We start from the raw sequence: 20,259 nt of genomic DNA on the forward strand, positions 1-20,259 counted from the left end.
GAGTTGCGGTTGTGGCTCCACTTCTGTGGTGCGGCCGGCCCTGGATCGCGTCCTCAGGCCGAGGACCGGGCTCGCTCACCGCCCGGTGGCCGGCCAGATGGTCACGGCTGCGGTGGCGGTGAGCCCGGCGTCGAGTGCGATCCGGCGGTCCCCGGCGGTCAGCTGGACGGCGATCGCACCGGTCCTCAGGAGGACGAGGCCGAGACCGATGGCCGCCGACGCCGACGCCGACGCCGACGCCGGTGAGGGTGCGATGCCGGTCAGCGGCGGCAGGATCAGGCCGGCCGCGCCGAGTCATTTCGGCCATCCCCACGCGTTCTGAGGGCGGCAGGGCATGCGGTCGGCCCAGGCCGTCATCGGGCGGAGTCGGCTCGTGCCGGGCGCGGGCCCCGTGAGTGTCAGCGGGCCGTGCCGAAGTCCTGCGTCCAGTAGTCGCCGGGCTGCGCCACCCCCACACCGATCTCCCTGAAGCCGCAGTCCAGGATGTTGCGCTTGTGGCCGGCGCTGGCCATCCAGCCCGCCATGACCTGCTCGGGCGTGGAGTACCCGTACGCGACGTTCTCGCCGTAGGTGCTCCAGAGGTAGCCCGCGCGCGTGATCCGCTGTCCCGGGTCGGACCCGTCGGAACCGGTGTGCGACATGGTGCGGTGGCTCGCCATGTCCGCGCTGTGGGCCTGGGCGGCCTGCGAGAGCTTCGCGTTCAGGGTGACCGGGGAGCAACCGGCCTTGGCGCGCTCGCTGTTGACCAGGGCGACCACGCGGGCGACGGCGGCGGATGCGGGGGTCGCCGTGCCGGCGGCGGGAGCCGTGGCGGCGGGCGGCTTCGGTGCGGCGGCCGTCGGCGAGGGGGGCGCGGCAACCGGCTCCGGTGCGGCGGTGGTCCTCGTCGGGGCGGGCGGGGTGCTCGTCTTCGCGACGGGCGCCTTGGGCTTCTGCGGGGTGGGCGCCGCAGTCCCGGGAGATGCCGTCGGCGAGGCCGAGGGAGAGGCCGTCGCCGTGGGCTTCACGGTCCGGACGTCCCGTCCCCGGTGTCCGTCCCAGGGCGCCTTCCTGCCGTCCGTGCGGTGTCCGTCCCAGGACGTCTTCCTGCCGTCCGTCCAGGGACCGCCGGACGTGGCGGTGACGGCCTCGGCTCCTGCGTCGTCCCTGCATGCCATGGCGGCCGACGGCACCGCCACCGCGCCGATCGCCAGGACGGCGACGGCTATGGGCCGGCGGCGCGTCTTCCTGCGGTGCTTCCGGTGGTTCCTCATGCGGACCTCGTTCGGTCGACTCTCCTTGCGCCTCCGGCAGGCTCGGTCTCGCACCGACACTGGGCTTGACCTGCGGAGGACGCCGTGCGGGGCCGTCATTGTTAAAAGCCGCGTGAGGGCGCCGCAACGAGGGCTTCCACTACCTCACCTAGTAGACGAGGGCACCCTTGAATCCGGCCCGGGATTGTGCCGAGCCGCCGCGCCGAACGCCGACGGCGCCTCACACTCCGTCAGAAGGACGGCAGAGGCGGCCCGGCGGCTCGAGGCCGGTGACACCGGCCGGTGACCCCGGCCCGGGTGCCGCGTATGCCTGCTTCCATAGGCCAGATCCGCCTATGTCGCCCACACGCCACGTACTATCGCGGCACGTTGACGGGGACCGGGCACGTGAGGGATGTCACTGGCTTTCTCCACAACCCTTCCGGTGCCTGGTGCCCGGTGCCCGGTGCCCGGGGGCGGGGCGATGCGGTCGGGCGTCGGCCGGGGTGAGGACGCCGGGCCGTTCGCCCCGGGGCGTCTCCGGCTCGCCGGGCGCCTCGTGGACGGTGACCAGAGGGGGTGACCCACCCGCAGGAAGGACCGGCGGCATACGCGAGCAGGTCCGGCCCCACCGGTCCGGTGCCACCGGGCACACGGCGAGAGCGCGCCGGCCGGCCGAAGCGTCGGTCGAGCCCCACCCGCGTCTTCGGCGACCGGGTACCGGCCGGTGAACGCCGCGTGTTTGACGATCTTGCGGTGGAGGTTGATGCGGGTGCGGGAGATGACGGCCGCGCGGATGTCCGGCCGCCAGGTGGGCCGGGGACAGGGCGCGCCACCGCTCGCCGGGCCGCCGGCCCTCCCCGCGCGGGCGTTCGCGCAGCTTGCCCAGGCCGCCCTTCACCGTCGCCTTGACCGCCGAGACGACGATCGCCAGCTCCGGATCGCGGCTCTTGTGGTCGTCCGTCGCTGCGAGGAAGTCGGCCGGCTCCATGTCCGCGTGCACGCCCAGGTCGGCCATAGGTACGGCAACCGGGGCTGCGGCACTCCGGATTCCGACGGCGCGCCGTTCGAGACGGTCGGCAAGGAGACGTATCTGGTCATGGACCAGGCCGCGTACGTCACCGTCACCGACCCCGTCGTGGCGAGCACCGAGAACCAGCCCATCGGTGTCCAGGAGTTCCTGAACCGGCTGGAGGCGCACCCCGGCAGCGGCCTGGTCTTCCGGTACCACCTCGGTGCGGACGGGGCCGTCGACCGTCTCGAACAGGTCTTCACCCCTTGATCCGGGGTGATTGGCCGCAGGTGGCGGCGTGCTCCGGAGATCGGGGGTCCGCGGAGGGGGCGCAGGTGTTCGGGGGTGGTGCCGGACGGCTGTGCGCGCATGCCGCCGGGGACTCCGGCGGCGAAGGCGGTGCCGCCCTCGCGGCGCAGGACGTCGCGGTAGGTGGGGGTGGGCGGTGCGGCCGGCGGGGCTGTGCGGCAGCGGCCGGGGAGCATCGTGGGGGGGAAACGGCCTCAGTGGTGCGTGCCCGAGGCCCAGAGCACGGTCTCCCCTTCGAGGATGACGATGTTGCCGTCGGTCTGGAGCTTCAGTACCGCGGACTCGTGCCCATTCGTCCGGCTCGCCCACACGGCCCGGTTCTGCGTGTCGTACACGACGAGATTGCCGTCGGTCTGGAAGTCGGCGCGCGCGCCGGTGCCGAGCGTCCGGGTCGCCCAGCGCGCCTGGCCGGTCTCGTCGTAGGCGACGAGGTTGCCGTCGGGCTGCAGGACGAGCCGGATCCGGGCCGCGGCAACCTCCTCGCCGGGGCCCAGCGTCATCGGCGCACTGATCACCCTCTGCGCGGGGACGCCCTGTGCGCCGCCCTCGTCCGGACCCGCCGTCGCGCCGGGATCGGTGCTCTGCCGCGGCGATGCCGTGGCATCCGGCTCCGCGTCGGCGTTGCCGTCCGTGGTCCTGTCCTTGTCCGTGGCGTCGGTCCTGTCCTTGTCCGTGGCGTCGTCCGGGGCCTCGTCCGTGGCCGTGGCGCTCGCCCGGGTGCCGGAGCGCGTGCCGGCGGATCCCTTCTCGTCCTGCCAGGGCTGCAGCGCCAGCAGGGCGGCGGCCAGGGCGCCCGCGCCCGCGACTGCCGTGCCGGTCAGGACGGTCGTGCGCCGGAAACCACGCCGGCCCGTTCCGCCGGGGGCCGGCGAGTCCGGTGCCGTGCCGGCCGGCTGCCGCGGACCGGGGTGCCCGCCCGAACGGCCGGAGGCCGGGGAGACCCCGGTCGGCCACGCCTGGGTCGGGGCCGGGGGCGCCGCGGCCAGGACGGTCGGGATCTCGTGGGGCCGCACGGCCGGGGCCTGCTGGGAGGCGTCCCGTTCCGTGGGGACGGGGGCAGGGGCCGAAACCGCGGCGCCGGACGTCGTGGCGGGGGTGGCGATCCGCTGGTAGGCGGGGTCGTTGGCCAGGGACGTGTGCGACTGGCACAGCTCCACGATCCGCCCGGGCGCCGGCCGCCGGGCCGGGTCGCGGTCGGTGCAGGCGGTGATGATCGCGGCGAGCCCCGGCTCGACTCCTTCGACATCGATGTCGCCGTGGACGGTGCGGTAGGCGACCGCGGGGAAGGCGCCGTCACCGAACGGTGGCCGGCCGGTCGCCGCGAAGGCCAGTGTGGCGCCCAGCGCGAACACATCGGCGGCGAAGCCGACTTCCTCTCCGTCGAAGGCCTCGGGAGCGGTGAAGCCCGGTGTGCCCGCGGTGAGGCCGACCTGGGTCAGTGGACTCTGCCCGCTCTCCCGGGCGATCCCGAAGTCGATGAGCTGCGGGCCGACCGGGGAGAGGATGATGTTCTGCGGTTTGACGTCGCGGTGCAGCACCGCGTGCACGTGGATGTCGGACAGCCCTTCGGCCAGCGCCGCGAGCAGGCTGCGGCAGAGCGGCGCCGGCAGAGCGCCCGACGCGGACACCGCGGAGTGCAGGGTCCGGCCGGGCACGTACTCGGTGGCGAACCAGTACGGCGGGGTGTCCAGACCGCAGTCGATGACCGAGGCGGTGTAGGCGCTTCGCACGGTGTGCAGGGTGTCCACCTCACGGCGGAACCGTTCCAGGGCCCTTTCCTCGTGGGCGAGTTGGCCGCCGATGACTTTGATCGCGACCGGGCGGCCGCCGGGAGTGCTGCCGAGGTAGACGGTGCCCATGCCGCCCGCCCCGAGGCGGCCGGTGAGACGGTAGCGGCCGATCCGGTCCGGATCGGCGTCGGTGAGCGGGTGCACGCGCGGGATTCCTCCTGGAACGATCTGTCCGGCCGCACGACCGCCGTGCGCCTGCCCACCGTGGACCGATGGCTCGCGGTGGTGCGCGCCGCCCGCGCTGCGCGGTGCGTGGCTGATGTGCTGTCTCTCCGCAAAAGCGCCGGTGAGCGGATCATACTCCAGCGCCCGTACGGCAGTTCGACGACCAGGCGGCCCAACGGCCTTGTGTACGGGGGCAGATGCACCGCTTCTTCACGGCCGGGGGATGCCGGCGGGCACCGTCCGGGGACGCCGGTCGCGGCGGTGGGAGCCCGAGGGGGACGACGCGGTCCCGGGCGCGGATCCGGAGACCGGGAGCGGGCCGTTCACCGCACCGGGGTCCACGGCGGCCGCCCCGGGCCGTCTCGATGCCGTCGGCGCCCGCCGCGGCCGCACCGCCGGCCGCACCGGTTCCTGACGCGCCTCGGAAAAAAGGGTGCGGGCCGCTGTCGATCCGGCCACGTCCCGTTCGACGTCTTGATGTGCGGCGCCTCGCCGCACGACGGCACGACAGGACCTGACGAGGAAACACGTGGATCAACTACTGAGAGTCATGAACTTCAGCGTCTCGAGTGACGGAATCGGGGCCGGTGAACACCAGAGTCTCGAGCGGCCGTTCGGCCACGACCGTCCCGAGAGGCTGTTCGCCTGGGCCGGGGCCACGGCGAGCTGGCCCATGCGCACCGAGCCCGGCGGGAGCCGGGGCCTGGACGACTACTTCACGCGGGACTTCGCACGCAACATCGGTGCCGAGATCATGGGCCGCAACAAGTTCGGGCCCCAGCGCGGGCCCTGGCAGGACCACGGGTGGCGCGGCTGGTGGGGGGAGGAGCCCCCGTTCCGCACGCCGGTGTTCGTCATGACCCACCACAGGCGTCCGTCGTTCACGCTCGGCGACACCACGTTCCACTTCGTCGACGGCGACCCGGCCGCGGTCCTCGAACGGGCGCGGGTGGCGGCGCAGGGCAAGGACGTCCGGCTCGGCGGCGGCGTCAGCACCATCCGGCAGTTCCTCGACGCCGGCCTCGTCGACACCCTGCACGTGGCGGTCTCACCGGTGAAGCTCGGGTCCGGACTGCGGCTGTGGGAGTCCCCCGACGAGCTGCTCGACCGGTTCCATCTGGAGGTCGTGCCCAGCCCGAGCGGCGTGACGCACCACCTGTTCTGGCGAAGGTGACGCGAGGGCCCCTGCGCCGATCACACGGGGGATGCCGGGGCCGGGGCCGCGGGCGGGCACCGGGCGGGGTGCGGGCGCGCGCGCCGAGCGCCTCGTGACTTCCGCGTCGGCCTGACGGAGCAGCCGGCGGCTTGCGTCCGTTGCCCGTTCCCTCCCGCCGCCGCGGTGGCGCGGGTTCTTGCCGGCCACCCGGCACCGGGCCGTGCGGTTCTCGCACCCGGCCGCCCTCGCACCCGGCCGGACACCGGAGCCTGCGGTGCCCGGCCGGGACGGTCACGGTCTCGGCCGGCCGACGTGGTGTGCGCGGGCCGCCGGGGCGGCGGACGGGGGCGGCGAGCGCCCCGGGAGGCAGGAAGCGTGGACTGACGGTGCGCGGTGGCTTCCTGCCGTCCCCGCACTGTGCGGTGCGGCATGCGGGGAGGAAGGTCCGCGCTCCCCCGGCGGCGGGTGGCCGGACGCGGGTGTCCTGCGCGGCGTCGGCAGAACCGCGCCTGTCCGGCGCGACGCCGAAGGCCAGTGCGGGGAACCGGCCGGCGGCGGGTGGGGGGCGGGGACGTCGAGGAGCCCGGCCGCGGCGAAGGCGGCGAACCGCTCGGCGATCGCCTCGTGCGACTTGCCGCGCACCCCGTGGACGAACGGCAGCGGGCCGCGCAGATGGTGCGGGGCGTTGCCGGGCGGGCCCGTGCAGGGCGGGGAAAGGGGTCACCGGGCGCCCTCCTTCACGCGGGCGCCGCGGGCAGCGGGCAGAAAGTCGTCCTCCGGCTCCGTGAGGGTCGGGCGGCCGTTCGGCGCCGTCGGCGCCGGTCCCCCACGATGCGGCCGGCCGGGCCTGGACCCTGGTGGCCGGTCCTGTCGCCGGTCAGGGCTCGGGGCGGGCGTCGACGAGTTCGGGCTCCAGTCCCTCGCTCACCTCGGCCCGGCCCCGGCCGGCCTCCGCGCGCCAGGCCTCGAAGGCCCAGGCGGTGAGGACGACGACGGCCAGGCCGAGCAGCCAGCCGCCCACCACGTCGCTGAACCAGTGCACACCGAGCGCGACCCGGGTGAAGCCGACCCCGATCACCGACACCACGGCGACGCACCAGCACAGGGGCCGCCAGGCGCGCGGCACCAGGGGCAGCAGGACCAGCAGCAGGACGGCGAACGACGTGGTGGCCGTCATCGCGTGCCCCGAGGGGAAGGAGAAGCCCGGAGCGTGCGCCACCGGATCCTCCAGGGAGGGCCTGGCCCGCTCGACGACCGTCTTGACCAGGAGCCCGGTCAGGCCGCCGGCCACGGCCGTCACGGCGGACCAGGCGGCCAGCCGCCAGGCCCTGCGGTACAGCAGCCAGACGGTCAGCAGCGCGACGGCCGTGCGCAGGACGGCCGGGTCCCAGACCCAGTCGGAGAGGAAGCGCAGGACGTCGGTCCACGCCGGATGTGTCACGGCCGTGTGGTGCAGTCGCCGCGCGGCGCCCGCGTCCAGGCGGCGCAGCGGCTGCCACCGGCCCTCGACGAGGACCAGCAGCAGTGCGAAGGGCACCGCGGCGACGGCGGCGACGGCGGCCGCTCCCAGCAGGCGGGCGCCGAATCTGCGGTCGGCTGCCCGACGGCGACGGTCTCGAAGGTGCAGGACCGCGGCTCGCACCACCATGTTCAGACTCCGGGGTCGGGTTCGATCGGGTCGGAGCGCAGGGCGCGCGCGGCTTCCAGCTGCGCGGCGAACGCCAGCCCGAGGAAGAGGGCGATGGAGGTCAGATAGGCCCACAGCAGCAGGGACATGAAGGCGCTGAGCGGGCCGTAGACCGTGTCGAAGGAGCCGCTGATCCGCAGGTACAGGCTCAGCAGCCAGGTCAGTGCCGTCCACAGCACCAGGTACACGGCGGCGCCGAAGGCCAGCCAGGTGTATCCGGGCTGTCTGCGGCGGGGCGACCTGCGGAAGATCACGCTGGCCGAGATGAGCGCGAGCAGCAGCCCGAAGGGCCAGCGCAGTATCTCCCAGGCGGTCCGGGCGTCTTCGTCGAGCCGGTAGACGGTCACCGCCGCGGAGGCCAGGTCGCCGCCGGCCACCATGACGATGAACCCGAGGCCGAGCGGCAGTCCGGCGCTGACGGACATCACCAGTCCGCGCAGGTACTTCTGCCCGAAGGGGCGGTCGCGCTCGTTGCCGTAGATCCGGTTGGCGCCGCGCTCCACCTGGCACATCGCGGTGGTGGTGTTGACCAGGGAGAAGATCAGGCCGAACCAGAGCGCGACCTTCGCACCGTCACCGGCCGTGCGGCGGCTGCGGTCCAGCGCGTCGTCGACCACGTCGGCGCTGGGGCCCTCGGCGAGCCGGTGGATCGTCAGTTCGACGACGCGGCCGATGTTCTCGGTGTGCAGTGTGGTGGAGAGTCCGACGAAGGCGATGGCCAGCGGGATCACCGACAGGACGGTCTGCAGGGCGAGGGCGCGGGAGTGGGTGAAGCCGTCGGCGTAGCGGAAGCGGACGAAGGCGTCGCGCAGCAGGGCCCAGCGGCCGTAGCGGCGCAGCGATGCCAGCGCCTCGTCGGCGGAGAGTTCGTCGCCGGCCATGTCGCGGGTCTCGGGGACCTTGGTCGCGGTGCCCATGTCACCGGCCTCCGGCGGGCAGCAGCACGGTCAGTGCACCGGGCCTGACCTCGGCGGTGAGCCGGCGGCCCGGTGTCACCGGGTCACCGTCGAGTTCTCGGGACTGCGGGGAGTCGAAGGCCAGTTCGGCCCGCCGGAAGGTGAGGAACTCCACCGGTACGCCGCTCCTGTCGCCGTCCTGCGCCGTGGTGGTGTCCACGGCGGACGGCCGGGGCGGCTTCGCGCCGCCGCGTACCAGCGTCGTCAGCGCGCGTGTCCAGCCGCCGACGCCGTGCGGGTCGAGGATCAGCAGATCGAGCAGGGCGTCGTCGGGGCGGGCGGCGGGCAGGAGCGTCGTCCCGCCCTGCACGGTCCCGACGTTGCCCATGAGGACCATGCGGGCCGTGCGGCGCACGGCGGGTGCGTCGTCGAGCCGCAGGGTCAGGCGCATCCGTGGTGTGCGCAGCGTGCCGATGGCGGCCAGCACGTAGGCGGGCCAGCCCAGGACGGACTTGGCGCGGTCGTCGGTGTGTTCCATGACCGCGGCGTCGAGGCCGGCTCCGGACATGGCGGCGAAGTGGGTGGCGGGCAGGCCGTCGCCCTCGACGCGGCCGAGGTCGATGCGGTGGGGGGTGCCCCGCAGTGCGGCCTCGAGGGCGTCGGTGGGGGTCAGGGGCAGTCCGAGGTTGCGGGCCAGCAGATTGCCCGTGCCGCAGGGCACGACGGCCAGCGGTACGCCGCTGCCGGCCAGGGCGTCCGCGGCCGCCCGCAGGGTGCCGTCGCCGCCGCAGACCACGACCAGCTCCGCGCCGTCCCGGAGCGCGCCGGCTGTCTGGCCGGTGCCGGGGTCCTCGGCCGTGGTCGGGGTGAACACCGGTGCGCGGTGGGCGTGGCGTTCCAGGACCTGCCGCAGCGCTTCGCGGTCGGCTTCACCGGTCACCGTGGGGTTGAAGACGACCACGGTGCGGCCCGGGCCCGGTGTGTGCGGGCGCGTGCCCGCGTTCGCCGGGGACGGTGCCGGGCGCGCCCCGGCCGGCGCGGTCACGGTGGCGCCGGTGAGCAGGGCGCGGCCGACGATCAGCAGGGACAGGCTGCCGTTGGCCAGCCCGCCCACGACGTCGGTGGGGTGGTGCATGCCCCGGTAGAGGCGGGCGAGGGCGACCAGCACCGGCACGATGAGCAGCACAGCGCCCGCGATCCGCCGCCACGGCCCGCGGAGCCGGGACAGCGCGAGCACCGCGAGTCCGCCGTAGAGGGCGGTGGCCGCCCCGGTGTGGCCCGAGGTGTAACTGGAGGTGGGCGGGGAGGCGTCGAGGCGGTGCACCTCGGGCCGGTGGCGGTCCACCGCCTCGGTGATGACCAGGAAGACCAGTGACTGCAGCGACACGGCGACGGCGAGGAAGGACGCCTGACGCCACATCGGCAGACGGGGGATCAGGAGCAGTCCCGCGCACGTCAGGACGGTGACGGCGATCACCGTGAGGGTGTTGCCGGCCTCCGACGCGAAGAGGGAGGCGGTGGTCAGGGTGCCGGTCCGGGCGTGTTCCAGGCCCTCGTTGACGTCGTCCTCGACCGTCATCGGCCACAGCCCGCGGGCGGGCCCGGTGATCAGCAGCCCGAATCCCACCATGAGCGCGCCCTGGCAGACCGTGAGCGCCGCGACACGGGCGGCGGTCCGGCCGGTGCCGCGGGGCAGCGTGAACGAGCGGCTGGTCGGTCCGGCTCCTGGTCTCCCGCCGGGAAGTTCGGCCGGTCTTTCCGGTGCGGCGGTCGGCATCAGGTCTCCCACGGGTAGGCGCGGTACGGCGTGTCGGCCCGAGGTGTCGGGCCGATGCACCGCCGGATGCCCCCGATACGGGCGTGCAGACCTGCTCCTGGTGACCTGTGACGGTGTCGTGGGCGTCCGGCGTCCCGCCACGGCGGTGCTGCCGTGGCGATCGCACGACGCGCCCGCGGGCACCGTGTCCGGCGACGGACGGCACCGCCCCACGACGAGCGGAGCGGTCGTCGTGGGCATCGGACCGCCCGGGCCGGACACGGACCCCGCGGGCGTGAGGAACCCCGCGGGCGTGAGGAACCCCGCCCCCGCGTTCCCGGACCACGCACAGGATGCGTGCCGCCGGACGCGGAGCGAACGCGGGCGAGCGGTGTATCGACAGCCGTCCGGGATGCGCCAGATGCGCGGGTTCGGGTCCAAGGCCCGCTCCTGCTCACTGATGAGGAACGGTGTCGGGGCCGGTCACGATCCGCAGCAGCCGCCCGCGGGCGCCTCGCCGCCGGCCGCCGCGGTGACGGGCGGGGCGGCGGGGGCGGTGAGCTGGACCAGTTGCGGTGCGGGGGTGCAGCAGCCGCCGGTCTCGTCGGCCTCGGGGGCGTCGAACAGGCCGGCACCGCCGCAGACGCCGGTCTCGGGGAGGGTGAGTTCGACCTTGTCGGCGGCCTCCAGGTCGCCCGCGAGGGCGGCGGCGACGGAGCGGACCTGCTCGTAGCCGGTCATCGCCAGGAAGGTCGGGGCGCGGCCGTAGGACTTCATGCCGACGAGGTAGACGCCCTGTTCGGGGTGGGCGAGTTCGCGGTGGCCGTGGGGGTGGACGGTGCCGCAGGAGTGCTGGTTGGGGTCGATCAGCGGGGCGAGGGCGACCGGTGCCTGGAGGCGCTCGTCCAGGCCGAGGCGGATCTCGGACAGGAACGACAGGTCGGGGCGGAAGCCGGTCAGCACGATCACCTCGTCCACCGCGTCGAGACGGCGGCCGTCCTCGGCGAGGAGGACCAGGCGGCCGTCGCCGTCCCGCTCGATCGCCTCGGTGCGAAAGCCGGTGACCGCGTCGGCGTGGCCCTGGTCGACCGCGGCCTTCGCCGCGAGGCCGAGGGCGCCGCGGGCGGGGAGCTGGTCGGCTTCGCCGCCGCCGAAGGTGGCGCCGGAGATGCCGCGGCGCAGGATCCATACCGCCTTGGTGCCGGCCCCGTCGTCGGCCCTGGCCAGGTCGGCGAGGTGGGCGAGCGCGGTGAAGGCGGAGGCGCCGGTGCCGATGACGGCCGTGCGCCGGCCCGCGAAGCGGGCGCGGACGGCCGGGTCCTTCAGGTCGGGGACGCGATAGGTGACGTGCTCCGCGGCGGCGCGCTCGCCGAGGGCGGCGAGGCCGCTGCCGCCGGCGGGGCCGGGGGTGCCCCAGGTTCCGGAGGCGTCGACGACCGCGCGGGCGAACAGGCGCTCCTCGCGGCCGCCGGCGTGCTCGACGTGGACCACGAACGGCTGCTCCTCGCGGTCGGCGTCCACGATGCGGTCACGGCCCGCGCGGGAGACGCCGGTGACCCGGGCGCCGGTGCGCACGCGCCCGCCGAGGGCGTCGGCGAGGGGCTGCAGGTAGAGCCGGGCCCAGTCTCCGCCGCAGGGGTGGGCGGCGGGGTCGGGGCGGGTCCAGCCGGTGGGGGCCAGGAGCTTCTCGGCGGCCGGGTCGACGACCTCGCCCCAGGTCGAGAACAGCCGCACGTGCGACCATGCGCGCACGGCCGCCGCGGCGACCGGGCCCGCCTCCAGCACCAGCGGCTCGATGCCGCGTCCGACGAGGTGCGCGGCGGCGGCCAGGCCCGTGGGCCCGGCTCCGATCACGACGACGGGCAGGTCGGCGGTGGCAGGCGCGTTCACGATCGACTCCTCTTGTTTCGACATTCGTCGATGGCTTGCGCCGCCAGCATGGCACTGACATCGACAGTCGTCAACATAGACATTCATCGAATCATTGGGGGGAGCGGGCCCGCGGGGGTCCGCCAGCCCGCGGGGGACGCCGGCCCGCGGGGGACGCCGGCCCGCGGGGGTCCCTCCGCGGGCCCGCGCCCGGCGGGCCCCTGCCCGCGAGCCCGGCACACCTCTCCCCGCAGACCCGGCCACCCACCTCCCCCGCGGACCCCCTCCGCCCTGGTTCGACGTATGTCAACATAGACACATGTCGAATGCGAAGGCACTGCCGCTGCTGGAACCCCAGGCGCCCGGGGCCGTGGCGCCGTGCTGCCCCCCGCTCACCGAGCGTCCCCTCACCGCGCAGGAGGCCGAGACGGCCGCGCGGATGTTCAAGGCACTGGGCGACCCGGTACGGCTGCGCCTGTTCTCCGCCGTGGCCTCGCACGAGGGCGGCGAGGCGTGCGTGTGCGACATCTCCGACGTCGGCGTCTCCCAGCCGACCGTCTCCCACCACCTGAAGAAGCTCAAGGAGGCCGGGCTGCTCACCTCCGAGCGGCGCGGCACCTGGGTGTACTACCGGGTGGAGCCCTCGGTGCTGGCATCGATGGGCAAGCTGCTGGCCATGGTGCCGGCGGCTGCCTGACGCCCGGCGCCCCGTTCCGGCGCAGAAGTGCCGCGACCTTTCTCGCGGCGTCCCGAGCCGGCCGCCGCCGATCACCTGCACGCCGATGAAGCCCGCCACGGCCGGCCCGGGGCCGCACGGCCGCGGGCCGGCCGCACCGAAGCCGTGTGATGACCCGCACAAAGGCGAAACCGGTCCGCCGGATCGCGCACCGGCAGGCCCGGCTCGGCTCAGGGCGGCTCGTCCACCGCCCGGACCGTCGTGGCCGCGGTGGCCGGCCGCACCGCTGTGCGCTTCGGCCGGCCACGTCGGTGCTCGGAAGGCACGACAGCCGGGATGCCCGCAGACGGCCGTCGTCGCGGGGGCCGTCGTCCTCGCCCCGGCCCCGAAAGCCTGCGCGGGAACAGGCGTCCAGGCCGCCCGGCCCCGGCCGGTAACCGCCGGGGCCGGGCGGCGCGGCTGTCGGGCACCTCGTCGGTGTGGCAGGGGGCCGGTGTGGCAGGGGGTCAGGCCCGTCAGCGGCGTCGGAGGGTGTTGAGGCGGGCGGCCTGGCGTGTCAGGTGGTCGCGCTCGGCGAGGTGGGGTGCCTTGTGGGCCGCCTCGGCGTACAGCCGTGCCGCCCTCGCCAGGTCGCCGTCGCGCTCGTGGAGGTAGGCCGCCACCGCGGTGTGGCGGGGCAGTGAGGCGTCCAGTTGGGCCAGTGCCGCCAGGCCGGCGCGTGGTCCGTCGGCCTCGCCGACGGCGACCGCGCGGTTGAGCCGGACGACGGGGCTGTCGGTCAGGCGCGTGAGTTCGTCGTACCACTCGAGGATCTGCACCCAGTCGGTCTCCTCGGCGGTGGGGGCGTCGGCGTGGAGGGCCGCGATGGCGGCCTGGGCCTGGAACTCGCCCAGCCGGTCGCGGGCGAGGGCCGTCTGCAGGATCGCGACGCCTTCGGCGATCGCCGCGGTGTCCCACCGGTCGCGGTCCTGCTCGGCGAGCGGCACCAGAGTGCCGTCGGGCGCGGTCCTGGCGGCGCGCCGGGCGTGGTGGAGCAGCATGAGGGCGAGCAGCCCCGCCGTCTCGGGGTGGTCGACGCGGGCCGCGAGCTGCCGGGTGAGCCGGATGGCCTCGGCGGCGAGGTCGACGTCGCCGGAGTAGCCCTCGTTGAAGACCAGGTAGAGGACGCGCAGCACGGTGGCGACGTCGCCGGGCCGGTCGAAGCGCACGCCGGCCACGGTGCGCTTGGCCCGGCTGATGCGCTGCGCCATGGTCGCCTCGGGCACCAGATAGGCCCGGGCGATCTGGCGGGTGGTCAGCCCGCCGACGGCGCGCAGGGTGAGCGCGACCGCTGATGCCGGGGTCAGCGACGGGTGGGCGCACAGGAAGTAGAGCTGGAGTGTGTCGTCCACCGCGGGCGCCGGGCCGGGCGCCGGTTCCTCCTGGACACGGTTTTCACGCCGGCGGCGGGCGGTGTCCGCCCGGGTTCGGTCGAGGAACTTGCGCCAGGCCACGGTGACCAGCCAGCCCTTGGCGTCCCGAGGGGGCTCTGCCCTGCTCGGGCGAGGCCGAGAGCTCGCAGAGGGGCCGGCCGGCCAGACCCGGAGCGCCTCGAGGAGGGCGTCCTGCACGGCGTCCTCGGCCGCCGCGAAGTCGGCTCCGCGGCGGACGAGGGCGGTGAGCACGCTCGGGATGAGGCTGCGCAGCAGGGCCTCGTCCATGGGTGAGGTCACTCCGTGATGGTGGGCGGCGCGGTCAGGAACGGGCGCAGCTCGAGCCACTCGTGGATCGGCCTGCCGCCGGCACCGGGGGCGGCCGACAGTTCCCCGGCCAGCTCGACGGCGCGTTCGTGGCTGTCGACGTCGATGACCATCCAGCCGGCGATGAGGTCCTTGGTCTCGGCGAAGGGTCCGTCGGTGACCGGCGGGCGCCCCTCGCCGTCGTGGCGGACCCATGTTCCCTCGGGGGCGAGTGCCTGGCCGTCGACGAACTCGCCGGTCTTCTCCAGCCGGGCCGCGAAGTCGTTCATGTACTGCACGTGCGCCGAGATCTCCTTCGGGCTCCACTGGTCCATCGGCACGTCGTTGACCGCGGCCGGGGCGCCGCGGTAGTGCTTGAGCAGCAGGTACTTGGCCATCGTGGTTCTCCTCGCTGGTACGACCCATTGTGGTCGCGTTCACCCCGGGGACGGAGCGGGACGCGGGTTCTCGACATCGCCGTCCGGTTTTTTCCGGGCTTTCGCGCAGGAGCCCGGGTGAGCCGCCCGGCGGTGTCCGGGTCCCGGGACAAAAACGTGGGCCCGCGGGGTCCCGGACCGCCGGCACCGGCGGGGACACCTGCGGCAGGCGGCGCGTGTGCGAGCAGTGGCCGGCCGGCCCTCGCGATGCCGGTACGGCCTCGGGGGGCCTTGGTGCGCGGCGGTCGCTCCGTCGCCGGGTACGCCGCCCGCGCCGAGGGCGTCGAAGGTGCTGCGGAGCGCAGCGTGACGGGGCGGGTCCGGCTCGGGTCCGGGCGCTGAACCGGGGACGGGCCGGCGGTGGTCGGGGCGGCCGCCGCAGGGGCGTCGGCGGGATGTCGTACCGGTTGCGCACCGGGCCGCCGTGGCGGGATATCCGTGCGTGTCGCAGGCTGTGGGAGGCGTGCGCCGAGCGGCCCGGGCGCCGGCCGGTGGACGGCCTGCGGGCCAGGATCTCCGGGGCCGCCCACGGCGGCGTCGACGCCGGACAGAGCGGTCGGCGGCGGGCGCCGGTCCGACCGCCCGCCGGGCCCGGCGGGCCCGCCGGTACGCCGCAGGGGCGTCCGGGGAGTCCCGGCACCCCGCCCGACAAAAACTGACATAACACGCTCGTACAAAGTTCCGGAGAGTGCTCTGTTCGTGGCGGAATCGCAATGGTACTGTCGCCGCATATGCGCTTCGGTTCGGGGGGAGAAGCAGCGTGATGATCGGCATGCCGGGGGAGACCAACCCCGGAGGCGGACTTCCTCAAGATCAGATGTGTCGGCCTGTCAGACTGGATCACTCGGCCGAGCTTTCTGATTCAGTCATCCGGATTCCGATCGACATGCCCCGTGACGCCGATTCCCCTCGTCTGACCGGAATCGACCCGGACCATGTGCGTGCTCTGGCCGCGTGCCCCGACAGACTCCCGCCGATCATCGTGCACCGCTCGACCATGAAGGTCGTCGACGGAATGCACCGGCTGCACGCGGCCCGTCTGAACGGTGAGGAAACCGTCGAGGCCCGTTACTTCGAGGGGTCGGAGCGGGAAGCGTTCCTGCTCGCCATCGAGTTGAACATGAAACACGGTCTGGCGCTGACCCTCTCCGACCGCAAGAAGTCGGCGATGAGGATCCTGGAGAGTTTCCCCGAGTGGTCGGACCGGGCGGTCGCCGTGAAGACCGGCCTTTCCGGCAAGACCGTCGGGGTGTTACGCCGCAAATACGCGGGACAGATCGCGCAGGCTCCGCTCAGGGTCGGGCGCGACGGCCGGGTCCGGCCGCTCAATTCCCACAAGGGCCGCCCGAAGGCCACCGGAATCGTCCCCGAGGAGCCGGACACCGCCGCGCGGGAGAGCGCCGAGCCGGCCGGTGTGTCCGCGCCGGCGGTCCGGGACGCGCAGGAACGGTCGGGCAGGGACGACGGCCCGCCGCCGGGCGCGGGCGCCGAGGCGGGCGTCCGCGCGGCGCAGGCCGGCCTCTACCCGATGGGCTCGTTCGTCGACCCCGTCGCCCAGCTCGAGGCGTTGAAACGGGACCCCGCCCTGAAGTACAGCAACGACGGCCGGGAGATGATCCGCTGGCTGGAAGCCCGCATCATCCGCAGGACCGATCCCGTCCTGGTGCTGCAGGCGCCCGCTCATCAGGCGCGGAAGATCGCCGCTCTGGCGCGTGCGTGCGCGGCGCAGTGGAACCGTATCGCGATGCGCATGGAGCTGGTCTGCGACGAGTGCTCGCAGGCGCCCAACTGAGGAAATTCCGCAGTCGACCCGCGTGTCCCGGCTCTTGCGGGGCACCCCGCCCCCGGCAGGGTGTGCGGCGTCATGACCTCGTCGTGACGCCGCTGGCGGCATCCCCCGCGGGGAGGACGCACTGCGGGGAGATCCGCGGATGCCGCCGACGACACCGCCTGCGCCGGCCGCTCAGCTCGCGTAGCGGCCGAAGGTGGAGGAGGGCTGGCGTCCCGCGATCACGTCCAGCCGGGGATCGACGGTGAGGATCGCCTGGTGGAGCCGCTGTAACTGGGGGGAGGGTTCCACTCCCAGATCCTCGATCAGACGGGTTCTCAGGCGTTGGTAGACGCCCAGGGCCGATGCCTGCCGGCCCGAGCGGTACAGCGCCACCATGGCCTGGGAGTGCAGGCCCTCGTGCCGGGGGTGCCGAGCGATCAGGTCGGTCAGCTCGGCGATGAACTCGCAGTGCCGGCCGAGCCGCAGCTCGGCGTCGATCCGCCGTTCTATGGTGACCAGGCGGCTCTCCTCCAGGCGGGTCGCCTCGATCTCGAGCACGGAGCCGATCCGTACGTCGACCAGAGCGGACCCGTCCCACAGGTCGAGCGCCCGCCGGAAGAGGGTGGCCGCCATCAGGTCGTCGCCGCTGTCGAACGCGTGCTGCCCGGCGCTCACCAGGCGCTCGTACTCGTGGACGTCCACCTGCTCGGGCGGGATCTGGAGGAGGTATCCGCCGTACCGGGTGACCAGGACGTCCTTGGCGGTGCCCGGGGCGTCCGGGCCCATGGCCGCGCCCAGGCGCCGGCGCAGCTGGAGGATGTACGTCTGCAGCGTCGTCAGGGCACTCGCGGGCAGGTCGACTCCCCAGATCTCCTCCATGAGCGTCGAGATCGGAACGACCCGCCCTGGATAGAGGGCCAAAAGCGCCAGTATCTGCCGGGGCTTACTTGCGGTTGGTACGACATTCACACCGTTGACATCGGCACCAAGCGGGCCGAGGACCTTTACCCTCACAGATTCCTCCTAGAATCCGGCGGCTTCGCGCTTGCGAGCCGTCACCGAATCTGATCTGCAGCGCATGTCGCATTGGCAGACTCCGCAGCCTCTCTGTGCTCACCGAGCCGTCGAGTACGTTAACCGTTGGCGCGACCCGGATCCGCGGATACTCCACCGCTTTTCGGTTGTCCCTCTAATGGTGCTTTCGCCGTTGTCCACCGATAACTCATGGACCAGCGGGATTGTGTCGACTCATTGCCGGGTGCGGCAAGTGCTTCCCTCAGGCCGTGTCCGAGGAGGTCAAGGGCTGTTCAAACGGAGGAATTACCTCCGCCGGCCTTCCGGACGGGGGTCTCCCATCCCGCGCGCAGCTGTAATAAGGTCACCCTGATCGCCGTCCGGCCGGTGCGCCGGACCGGCGTCCGGCATGGCGTCGTGTCCGGCGCATTCCCGTTCGGAAACGTCCGGCGTCCTGGCCGGTGAACAGGTGAGGGCGGCCCGGGCCACGCAAATGCGGCCCTCTTCCGGCGCGCTCCGCCGGATTGCGCGGACGACCGGTGCCGGCGGTCCTCACCCGCCGGCCGGCACTCCCCCGCTCTCCCCCGCCGTGCGGGCCGCGCCGGCCGGAAGGCCGTCGGCCGGGGGCGGGAGGCCGTCGGCCGGCCGCCGGTGCCCCGCGGGTGCGCCTGGGCAGGGCCCCGTGCGGCTCACAGCCCGCTGCCGGGCCTGTGCCGTGCCGCCGGGGGCGTGGGGCGCGCCGGGCGGCACGGCACAGGCCCGGCTGCCGCGGCCGCTGCCGCCATGGCCGTCGCGGCCGTCACGACCGCCGCTGCCGCCATGGCCGTCGCGGCCGCCGCGCACGCGGCAGTGCCCGCCACCGCGTGGGTCCGGCGGTGGCGGGCGCTGCCGCGTGGGCGGGCGGGCCCGCTCGGCGGGTCCGCCCGGCGGTCACTGGGGAGGGTTGCCGTGTTTGCGCAGCGGCAGGCCGATCTGCTTGGTGCGCAGCATCCTCAGGGAGGAGACGAGGACCCGCCGGGTGTCGACGGGGTCGATCACGTCGTCCACCAGGCCGCGTTCGGCCGCGTGGTAGGGGTGCATCAGCTGGGCCCGGTACTCCTTCACCAGACGTGCCCGTTCGGCCTCGGGGTCCGCCGCCCGGGCGATCGCGCGGCGGAAGATCACGTTCGCGGCGCCCTCGGCGCCCATCACGGCGATCTCGTTGGTGGGCCAGGCGAAGGTGAGGTCGGCGCCGATGGACTGGCTGTCCATGACGATGTAGGCGCCGCCGTAGGCCTTTCTGAGGATCAGTGAGATCCGCGGCACGGTGGCGTTGCAGTAGGCGTACAGGAGCTTCGCGCCGTGGCGGATGACGCCGCCGTGCTCCTGGTCGGTGCCGGGCAGGAAGCCCGGCACGTCCAGCAGGGTGACGATCGGGATGTTGAACGCGTCGCACATCTGCACGAAGCGGGCGGCTTTTTCGCTGGCCCGGATGTCCAGCACGCCGGCCAGTGTCTGCGGCTGGTTGGCCACGATGCCCACGACCGAGCCGTCGAGGCGGGCCAGGGCGCAGACCACGTTGCGTGCCCACTGCTCGTGGACCTCGACGTACTCGCCGTCGTCGACGATCTCCTCGATGACCCGGCAGACGTCGTAGGGGCGGTTGCCGTCCACGGGCACCAGGTCCAGCAGGGCCTCGCAGGGCCGGTCCGGCGGGTCCTGGGTGCTGACCACCGGTGGGTTCTCGCGGTTGTTCTGGGGCAGCATCGACAGCAGGTAGCGGACGTCGGCGAGGCAGCTCTCCTCGTCCTCGTGGACGAAGTGCGCCACGCCGCTGGTGCGGGCGTGCACGTCCGCGCCGCCGAGCCCGTCGTGGGTGATCTCCTCCCCCGTCACGGCCTTGACCACGTCGGGGCCGGTGATGAACATCTGCGCCACGTCGCGGACCATGAACACGAAGTCGGTCAGCGCCGGGCTGTAGGCGGCGCCGCCCGCGCACGGGCCGAGCATGACGGAGATCTGCGGGATGACGCCGGACGCGCGGGTGTTGCGCTGGAAGATGCCGCCGTAGCCGGCCAGTGCCGAGACGCCTTCCTGGATGCGCGCGCCCGCGCCGTCGTTGAGGGAGACCAGCGGGGCGCCGGCGGCGATCGCCTTGTCCATCACCTTGTGGATCTTGGCGGCGTGCGCCTCGCCGAGTGCTCCGCCGAAGATGCGGAAGTCGTGGGCGTAGACGAAGACCGTGCGTCCCTCCACCGTTCCCCAGCCGGTGATCACCCCGTCGGTGTAGGGCCTGCGGTCCTCCAGTCCGAAGCCGGTCGCCCGGTGTGTGCGCAGCTGCTCCATCTCGCAGAAGGAGCCCTCGTCCAGCAGCAGGGCGATGCGCTCGCGTGCCGTCAGCTTCCCCTTGGCGTGCTGGGCCCGGGTCGCTGCGGTTCCCGGTCCGTGCACGGCGCGTCGGCGCACGGCGCGCAGCCCGGCCGCCCGCCCCCGGGAGTCGTCTCCCTCGGCGGGTGGGCGGCAGACGTCGTCGATGAGGGTCACGTTGCGTCCCTTCCTGCCTCCGGCCGGCCGCTACTGCCAGCTGTGCGGCGGCTGATAGGCCGCGAGTCGGTCCCACCGGTGCCACTGCGCGGCGGCCGGCCGCGGTGCGGTGTCCCGGCTGTGCCGGCTCGCGCGCGCCCGCTGTCCGGCCAGTGCGGCCATCAGCACCACCGTGACGACGGCCAGTTCCGCCTCGTCGGCCGATCCGCGCTCCACGCGCACCGCGTGGGCGGTCCGTTCTTCCACGG

Annotated in this window: 15 protein-coding genes and 2 pseudogenes; 4 read left to right on the forward strand and 13 right to left on the reverse strand. The window is 74.0% G+C overall.

Going from position 1 to position 20,259, the window contains the following annotated elements:
- Window positions 1-75 precede the first annotated feature (75 nt).
- The 3 genes and pseudogenes from ACIP5W_RS11210 to ACIP5W_RS11220 all read right to left on the reverse strand — a co-directional run.
- Window positions 76-429: pseudogene (locus tag ACIP5W_RS11210) on the reverse strand (DoxX family protein).
- Window positions 399-1,253 (reverse strand): CAP domain-containing protein, encoded by an 855-nt coding sequence (locus tag ACIP5W_RS11215; RefSeq protein WP_401470130.1) that lies wholly within the window; start codon window positions 1,251-1,253, stop codon window positions 399-401. Before ACIP5W_RS11215 ends, ACIP5W_RS11210 begins: the two are co-directional and overlap by 31 nt.
- Before the next feature lie 687 nt (window positions 1,254-1,940).
- Window positions 1,941-2,250 (reverse strand): annotated as a pseudogene (locus ACIP5W_RS11220) (transcriptional regulator); the annotation flags it as partial.
- On the opposite strand from ACIP5W_RS11220, the gene ACIP5W_RS11225 reads away from it, so the two are divergent.
- Window positions 2,230-2,514, forward strand: a complete 285-nt coding sequence (locus tag ACIP5W_RS11225; protein WP_401470133.1) for a hypothetical protein — start codon at window positions 2,230-2,232, stop codon at window positions 2,512-2,514. The pseudogene ACIP5W_RS11220 and the gene ACIP5W_RS11225 overlap by 21 nt on opposite strands.
- Window positions 2,515-2,747: 233 nt before the next feature.
- Here the strand turns inward: ACIP5W_RS11225 and ACIP5W_RS11230 are convergent, their stop codons facing one another.
- On the reverse strand, window positions 2,748-4,487 hold the full coding sequence (locus tag ACIP5W_RS11230) for a protein kinase (protein ID WP_401470136.1): 1,740 nt from the start codon (window positions 4,485-4,487) through the stop codon (window positions 2,748-2,750).
- 550 nt (window positions 4,488-5,037) lie between these two features.
- Here ACIP5W_RS11230 and ACIP5W_RS11235 point away from each other — a divergent pair.
- Window positions 5,038-5,682, forward strand: coding sequence for a dihydrofolate reductase family protein (locus tag ACIP5W_RS11235; RefSeq protein WP_401470139.1), 645 nt, complete (start codon window positions 5,038-5,040; stop codon window positions 5,680-5,682).
- An 859-nt stretch (window positions 5,683-6,541) separates the two neighbouring features.
- Here the strand turns inward: ACIP5W_RS11235 and ACIP5W_RS11240 are convergent.
- The 4 genes from ACIP5W_RS11240 to ACIP5W_RS11255 all read right to left on the reverse strand — a co-directional run bounded on the left by ACIP5W_RS11240 (window position 6,542) and on the right by ACIP5W_RS11255 (window position 11,893).
- Window positions 6,542-7,312, reverse strand: coding sequence for a phosphatase PAP2 family protein (locus ACIP5W_RS11240; protein ID WP_401470142.1), 771 nt, complete (start codon window positions 7,310-7,312; stop codon window positions 6,542-6,544).
- A 2-nt stretch (window positions 7,313-7,314) separates the two neighbouring features.
- On the reverse strand, window positions 7,315-8,268 hold the full coding sequence (locus tag ACIP5W_RS11245) for a YihY/virulence factor BrkB family protein (RefSeq protein ID WP_401470145.1): 954 nt from the start codon (window positions 8,266-8,268) through the stop codon (window positions 7,315-7,317).
- A 1-nt stretch (window position 8,269) separates the two neighbouring features.
- Window positions 8,270-10,024 carry a diacylglycerol kinase family protein gene (locus ACIP5W_RS11250; protein ID WP_401470148.1) on the reverse strand — a complete coding sequence of 585 codons (1,755 nt, stop codon included), beginning with the start codon at window positions 10,022-10,024 and terminating at the stop codon, window positions 8,270-8,272.
- Window positions 10,025-10,486: 462 nt separating this feature from the next.
- Window positions 10,487-11,893 carry an NAD(P)-binding domain-containing protein gene (locus ACIP5W_RS11255; protein ID WP_401470151.1) on the reverse strand — a complete coding sequence of 469 codons (1,407 nt, stop codon included), beginning with the start codon at window positions 11,891-11,893 and terminating at the stop codon, window positions 10,487-10,489.
- A gap of 298 nt (window positions 11,894-12,191) precedes the next feature.
- Here ACIP5W_RS11255 and ACIP5W_RS11260 point away from each other — a divergent pair, with 298 nt between their 5' ends.
- Window positions 12,192-12,569 carry an ArsR/SmtB family transcription factor gene (locus tag ACIP5W_RS11260; protein ID WP_401470154.1) on the forward strand — a complete coding sequence of 126 codons (378 nt, stop codon included), beginning with the start codon at window positions 12,192-12,194 and terminating at the stop codon, window positions 12,567-12,569.
- A 494-nt stretch (window positions 12,570-13,063) separates the two neighbouring features.
- Here the strand turns inward: ACIP5W_RS11260 and ACIP5W_RS11265 are convergent, their stop codons facing one another.
- Together ACIP5W_RS11265 and ACIP5W_RS11270 are read right to left on the reverse strand one after the other, a co-directional pair.
- Entirely contained in the window at window positions 13,064-14,248 is a 1,185-nt protein-coding gene (locus ACIP5W_RS11265; RefSeq protein ID WP_401470457.1) for an RNA polymerase sigma factor, read from the reverse strand.
- A gap of 8 nt (window positions 14,249-14,256) precedes the next feature.
- Complete coding sequence (locus ACIP5W_RS11270) at window positions 14,257-14,664, reverse strand: YciI family protein (RefSeq protein WP_401470157.1); 408 nt, start codon at window positions 14,662-14,664, stop codon at window positions 14,257-14,259.
- A gap of 925 nt (window positions 14,665-15,589) precedes the next feature.
- Here ACIP5W_RS11270 and ACIP5W_RS11275 point away from each other — a divergent pair.
- Window positions 15,590-16,495, forward strand: a complete 906-nt coding sequence (locus ACIP5W_RS11275; protein ID WP_401470160.1) for a ParB/RepB/Spo0J family partition protein — start codon at window positions 15,590-15,592, stop codon at window positions 16,493-16,495.
- Between the two features lie 171 nt (window positions 16,496-16,666).
- Here the strand turns inward: ACIP5W_RS11275 and ACIP5W_RS11280 are convergent, their stop codons facing one another.
- From ACIP5W_RS11280 to ACIP5W_RS11290, 3 genes are all read right to left on the reverse strand, one after another.
- Window positions 16,667-17,488, reverse strand: a complete 822-nt coding sequence (locus ACIP5W_RS11280; RefSeq protein ID WP_401470163.1) for a BTAD domain-containing putative transcriptional regulator — start codon at window positions 17,486-17,488, stop codon at window positions 16,667-16,669.
- Between the two features lie 930 nt (window positions 17,489-18,418).
- The gene (locus ACIP5W_RS11285) at window positions 18,419-20,011 is read right to left on the reverse strand and encodes an acyl-CoA carboxylase subunit beta (RefSeq protein ID WP_401470166.1); all 1,593 of its coding nucleotides are present in this window, start codon (window positions 20,009-20,011) and stop codon (window positions 18,419-18,421) included.
- A gap of 30 nt (window positions 20,012-20,041) precedes the next feature.
- Window positions 20,042-20,257, reverse strand: coding sequence for an acyl-CoA carboxylase subunit epsilon (locus ACIP5W_RS11290; RefSeq protein WP_401470169.1), 216 nt, complete (start codon window positions 20,255-20,257; stop codon window positions 20,042-20,044).
- Window positions 20,258-20,259: the final 2 nt, after the last annotated feature.

The sequence above is a fragment of the Streptomyces sp. NPDC088766 genome, from assembly GCF_044750845.1.
In the GTDB taxonomy this organism is placed as follows: Bacteria; Actinomycetota; Actinomycetes; order Streptomycetales; family Streptomycetaceae; genus Streptomyces.

Excerpts from the sequence above, each read along its gene's own strand:
- ACIP5W_RS11265 (WP_401470457.1), bottom strand. The coding sequence starts at position 14,248 with ATGGACGAGGCCCTGCTGCGCAGCCTCATCCCGAGCGTGCTCACCGCC.
- ACIP5W_RS11270 (WP_401470157.1), bottom strand. The coding sequence starts at position 14,664 with ATGGCCAAGTACCTGCTGCTCAAGCACTACCGCGGCGCCCCGGCCGCG.
- ACIP5W_RS11260 (WP_401470154.1), top strand. The coding sequence starts at position 12,192 with ATGTCGAATGCGAAGGCACTGCCGCTGCTGGAACCCCAGGCGCCCGGG.
- ACIP5W_RS11240 (WP_401470142.1), bottom strand. The coding sequence starts at position 7,312 with ATGGTGGTGCGAGCCGCGGTCCTGCACCTTCGAGACCGTCGCCGTCGG.
- ACIP5W_RS11245 (WP_401470145.1), bottom strand. The coding sequence starts at position 8,268 with ATGGGCACCGCGACCAAGGTCCCCGAGACCCGCGACATGGCCGGCGAC.
- ACIP5W_RS11250 (WP_401470148.1), bottom strand. The coding sequence starts at position 10,024 with ATGCCGACCGCCGCACCGGAAAGACCGGCCGAACTTCCCGGCGGGAGA.
- ACIP5W_RS11275 (WP_401470160.1), top strand. The coding sequence starts at position 15,590 with ATGCCCCGTGACGCCGATTCCCCTCGTCTGACCGGAATCGACCCGGAC.
- ACIP5W_RS11215 (WP_401470130.1), bottom strand. The coding sequence starts at position 1,253 with ATGAGGAACCACCGGAAGCACCGCAGGAAGACGCGCCGCCGGCCCATA.